Below are 4,372 nucleotides of genomic sequence, written 5' to 3'. Positions count from 1 at the left end.
GAGCTCGGCCGCCTCGTCGATGCGGTACGGGGCCTGCCGGCGGGGCGGCTCCCTGCGGGCGAGCGCCGCCTCGACCGCCGGCGCCAGGCGCTCCGCCCTGGCCCGCTCGCGTTCCTCCCGGCCTTCGGCGAACCGCGGAATGACCTGCTCGCCGACCAGTTCGAGACTCTCGCAGACGTGCTCGTGCCGGTTCGGGCCGGCCTGGAGCACGAAGATGACCTGGTCGACCCCGACGGCCTCGTACCGGCGTACGAGCTCGGCCACCTGCGCGGGCGTCCCGACCGCCCCGCGGAGCGACCCGATGCCGCCCTCGGTGATCCGCACCGCGAGCGGCGCGTCATCGGCGTCCACGATCCGGCGTGAGTACCCCTGCGCCTCGCGGTGGCGGACGAAGTCGTCCCAGACGCTCGTACGGCCCGGCTCGTGCGGGGAGGTGCCGTAGTAGTGGGCGAGCGCGAACCCGAAGAAGTGCCCCCCGTCGATGCCGCGCTCGATCGCCGTCGCCTCGTCCTCGTGGCACATCATGGGCAGCACGACCGCGACGTTCGGATTCACCGCGAACCCGGCCGGAACGCATTCTTCGGAGTTCAGCAGCCGGTAGTACTCATCGACCCAGACGGCGGCGTCCTCGGGCTCGGCGAAGGAGAAGGAGAGCGCCCCGATCCCGTTGCGGGCGGCGAAGTGGATGGTCTCACGCCGCGAGCAGGCGACCCAGAGCGGCGGGTGCGGCTTCTGCACCGGTTTGGGGATGACGTTGCGCGGCGGCATCCGCAGGTAGGGAGAGTCCCAGCCGGCGAAGGGCTCCTCGACGAACATCCGCGTGATCGCGTCCATGGCGTCCTGCCACATGGCGCGCTTCTCGTCCCTCGGCACCCCGAACCCCCCGAGCTCGGCCATGGAACTGGCCTCGCCGGTACCGAAGTCGACCCTGCCCCCGGAGATGAGATCGAGCGCGGCGATCCGCTCGGCGACACGCGCGGGATGGTTGACGGGCGGGGGAACCTGCACGATGCCGTGCCCGAGCCGGATACGCCGCGTCCGCTGCGACGCGGCGGCAAGGAACACCTCGGGCGCGCTGGAGTGGGAGTACTCCTCGAGGAAGTGATGCTCGACCGCCCAGACGTGGTCGAACCCGACCCGGTCCGCGATCTCGACCTGCTCGAGCGCGTCCTGGTAGAGCCGCTCCTCCGCCCGCTCGTCCCACGGCCTCGGCAGCTGATGCTCATAGAAGATCCCGAACCGCAACTCAAGCACCTCCGGCGCCACGACCAGACGAAACATCCTCTGACCTGGCCGTACCCGGTCGGCGCCACCCGGATCAGCCGTCCCGGGCGCCAACGGCGACGACTCACCGCCCCGACCACTGGCCGGAGTGCTACCGGCGTTAGTACGCGCGCAGGTCGCGGCGGTCTTCCCGGATCGCTCCCCAGATGTTGTGCCAGTCGGCGAACCTGGATCCCCTACACAACTCGCGTCGCCGTCGGCGGGCGGCTCGAAGACATAAAGGCTACGAATCGCTATTCCTGAATTCGACACCATTTTCTTCGAGTCCGGCCCGCCCGGAACATGGAAGCGGAAGGCCGGTGCCGTGCCTTCGCCGGTTCAGGCGGGGTTGTCGAAGAACGGGGAGACAGGTTCCCGGTCGCGACGTGGCCCAGGCGAGACGGGCGCCTCTCGGCGCGGCCGGGGCGGGACGGGCACCTCTCCGGTCGCCGTAGCGCTCGGGGCACCGCCGCGTGCGCGAGCCAGTTCGCGCTCCAGTTGCTGGTTCTTCCTCACCAGCGCCGCCATCGTCTCCTGGCGGTCCTCCCGCAGGTCTTGCAGCTCGCGGCGGACTCGCATCCTGCGCAGCAGGGAGAGCCAGGACATCGCCAAGCCGCCGCCGGCGAAGAAGGCGACGATGATCCCGACGATGAACACCTGCGACTCCGTGTGCACTCCGGGCACCTGGTGGCCGAAGAAGGCGAGTGAGGCAGATGATGAGTTCTGGGCGATGACCTCGATGCCCGCCACCACGGCGGCGACGGCCACTATGACTCCCACGAAGACCATGCGGTCCTCTCCTCTCCTCGATCGGGCGCGTGCCAGCGCGAGCCGCGGGGCTCCGGCGGCGCCCTGACACCTTCCACGCAAGTGAGCATTTCGGTCAAGGCCGGAAATCATAGGCGACGGCAAACGATAGAGCACCTTCGACGCTACGCATTCGCCCGGTAGCCGAGTGCGGTTTTCGCGGTAGCAGGATCCTCACCTAGAGCAACTTGTCGTCATGCAATTAACGACACCTTTAAACCGCCCGTTTACCGGTGTTCACAAATTAGTCGGAGCGTTTTCCGGGGGTTCCGGTTCCCAGGTCACCGTGAGGTGGTCGCGACGGCCGATGAGCTCCAGGCGGGTGGCGATGCCGTCCTGTACGCGTCGAAGGTGCCGTGCGTCGGCCGCCTCGGCATGGATGATCAGTTCGGTCTCGGTGGCGTGCAGTGTGCAGCGGCCCCACCCGAAGTCGATCAACGCGTCGGCACCGGACCACTCGGCGGCCATGACCTTCGCGGGTCCTCCGTCGCCGCGACGGTCCACGCCGTGGCGGCCCGGGCGCCGGAAGGCCCGCCCGCTCATATGGCCCGCGTGTTCGCCGAGTTGTGCCAGGTAGCGGCCGGCTCGGCCGGTGGGGACGCGGGCATCCGCGCTCACCATGGCCCTCACCTCCCGTCCGCGGGCGAGCCGGATACGCGGGTGAGCGCGACCAGCCAGGCGGCAACGCCGCCGGGGTACAGCGGGGAGGTGGACGCGCAGACGGCGGGCCGGAGGGAGTCGATGCGCCATCCGCCGGTGAAGCTCTCCCGGATCCGATCGCGGCCGAGTCCGTGCGGCGCTCCCCCGTCAACGGGCCCTCGATGGCACAGCAGGAAGGCTCGGCCCGCGGGCGGCAGTACGGTCCGCAGGCCGGCCAGGTAGGCGGCACGGTCGGCCTCGGTGAGGGCGTGGAACACCAGTGAGTCCAGCACGGTGTCGAACGTCTCGCCGAGTTCGGACAGGCATCGCAGGTCGTGGCGCAGGAACCGGGCCGTGAGCGACCTGCGCCGCGCCTTGTCCCTCGCGGTCTCCAGCGCGCCCGCGGCCAGGTCGATGCCGGTGGCGTCCAGGCCGAGGGCGGCGGCCATCAGCGTGTGCTCGCCGGTGCCGCACCCGACGTCCAGCACCCGGCCGCCGATGGCTCCTCCCTCGGCGAGCGCGGCGAAGGCGGGCTGGGGGCGGCCGATGTCCCACGGCGGCGGAGTGGCGTAGAGGTCGTCCAGATCACGCGGTACGAGATGTGCCGACATGTGCGTCTCCCTTCAGTCGACGACGAACACCGTCCAGAATTATCGATACATAGTGTCTACGTCAATAGACAAGATGTCGACACGTCGAGCGCTGTGTACGATCGGAGGGTGCCGAAGCTGTGGGAGGACTCGATCGAGGCGCACCGCCGCGCGGTACGCGACGCCGCGGTGGAGGCCGCCGCCGCGCTGGTGGCCCAGCAGGGCCTGGCGTCGATCACGATGTCGCAGATCGCCAAGCGAGCCGGCATCGGCCGGGCGACGCTGTACAAATACTTCCCCGACATCGAGTCGGTCCTGACCGCCTGGCACGAAGACCACATCGCCGAGCACCTGCGCCGGCTCACCGACGTCGCCGACCACACCGATCCGGCCGGACGGCTGCGAGCGGTCCTGCGCGACTTCGCCTCCATCACCCACCAGCGGCACGACGGCGACCTGTCGGCGCTGTTGCACCGCGGCGAGCACGTCACCCGGGCCCACCAGCGCCTGCACGCGTTCATCCAGGATCTGGTGGCCGACGCCGCGGCGGGCGGCACCGTCCGCGACGACGTTCCCGCCGGTGAACTGGCAACCTACTGCCTGCACGCCCTCACCGCGGCCGGCGCCATGACCTCGGCGGACGCCGTCGGCCGACTCGTCGAGGTCACCCTCACCGGACTGCGGCCCGCACCCACCGGACCCGAGTGAGCACGAGCACCCGACCGGTGCTCACTCGGCCGCCAGCACCCGTGCCACCGGACGTCGACAGACCATGCGGATCGGCAGCGCCGTGAGCGCGGCCACGACGAGGAGCGTGCCGGGCACGACCAGCGGCAGCCGGGCGTACGGGATGAGGATCGAACCGGCCGCGCCGGCCGCCGTACGCGCGGCGTAGTAGATGGCCAGGCCGAGCGGGATGCCGAGCAGCGACGCCCCGAGGGCGGGGAGCAGTTGCGCGGCCGACAGGCCGGCGGTGACCTGCCGCGGCGTCGCGCCCAGGGCGCGCGCCAGGCCCGTGAAACGCTGCGTGTCCAGCGACGTCGCCCAGGCGATGAGCACCGCGTTCACCGCGG

General features: G+C 70.6%; 6 protein-coding genes. 1 reads left to right on the top strand and 5 read right to left on the bottom strand.

Features of this window, described 5'->3' with window-relative positions:
• The 4 genes from ACFFNX_RS43475 to ACFFNX_RS43460 all read right to left on the bottom strand — a co-directional run.
• The coding region (locus ACFFNX_RS43475; RefSeq protein ID WP_378212108.1) for an LLM class flavin-dependent oxidoreductase at window positions 1-1,281 on the bottom strand (1,281 nt) is incomplete at its 3' end.
• Window positions 1,282-1,602: 321 nt separating this feature from the next.
• The gene (locus ACFFNX_RS43470) at window positions 1,603-2,052 is read right to left on the bottom strand and encodes a LapA family protein (protein ID WP_378212107.1); all 450 of its coding nucleotides are present in this window, start codon (window positions 2,050-2,052) and stop codon (window positions 1,603-1,605) included.
• Between the two features lie 255 nt (window positions 2,053-2,307).
• A complete protein-coding gene (locus tag ACFFNX_RS43465; protein WP_378212105.1) occupies window positions 2,308-2,691 on the bottom strand; it encodes a DUF2218 domain-containing protein in 384 nt (127 codons plus the stop codon).
• 5 nt (window positions 2,692-2,696) lie between these two features.
• Window positions 2,697-3,320: a class I SAM-dependent methyltransferase gene (locus tag ACFFNX_RS43460; protein ID WP_378212104.1), complete on the bottom strand. Its 624-nt coding sequence runs from the start codon at window positions 3,318-3,320 to the stop codon at window positions 2,697-2,699.
• A 108-nt stretch (window positions 3,321-3,428) separates the two neighbouring features.
• Here ACFFNX_RS43460 and ACFFNX_RS43455 point away from each other — a divergent pair, with 108 nt between their 5' ends.
• Window positions 3,429-4,007, top strand: a complete 579-nt coding sequence (locus tag ACFFNX_RS43455) for a TetR/AcrR family transcriptional regulator (RefSeq protein ID WP_378212103.1) — start codon at window positions 3,429-3,431, stop codon at window positions 4,005-4,007.
• A 21-nt stretch (window positions 4,008-4,028) separates the two neighbouring features.
• Here the strand turns inward: ACFFNX_RS43455 and ACFFNX_RS43450 are convergent.
• Window positions 4,029-4,372: FtsX-like permease family protein (locus ACFFNX_RS43450; RefSeq protein ID WP_378212102.1), on the bottom strand; the 344-nt coding region annotated here is incomplete at its 5' end.

It is taken from the genome of Actinoallomurus acaciae (assembly GCF_042429965.1).
Lineage (GTDB): Bacteria > Actinomycetota > Actinomycetes > Streptosporangiales > Streptosporangiaceae > Actinoallomurus > Actinoallomurus acaciae.
Note: the sequence above shows the minus strand (reverse complement) of the source record. Positions and strands in the feature narration are given on the sequence as shown.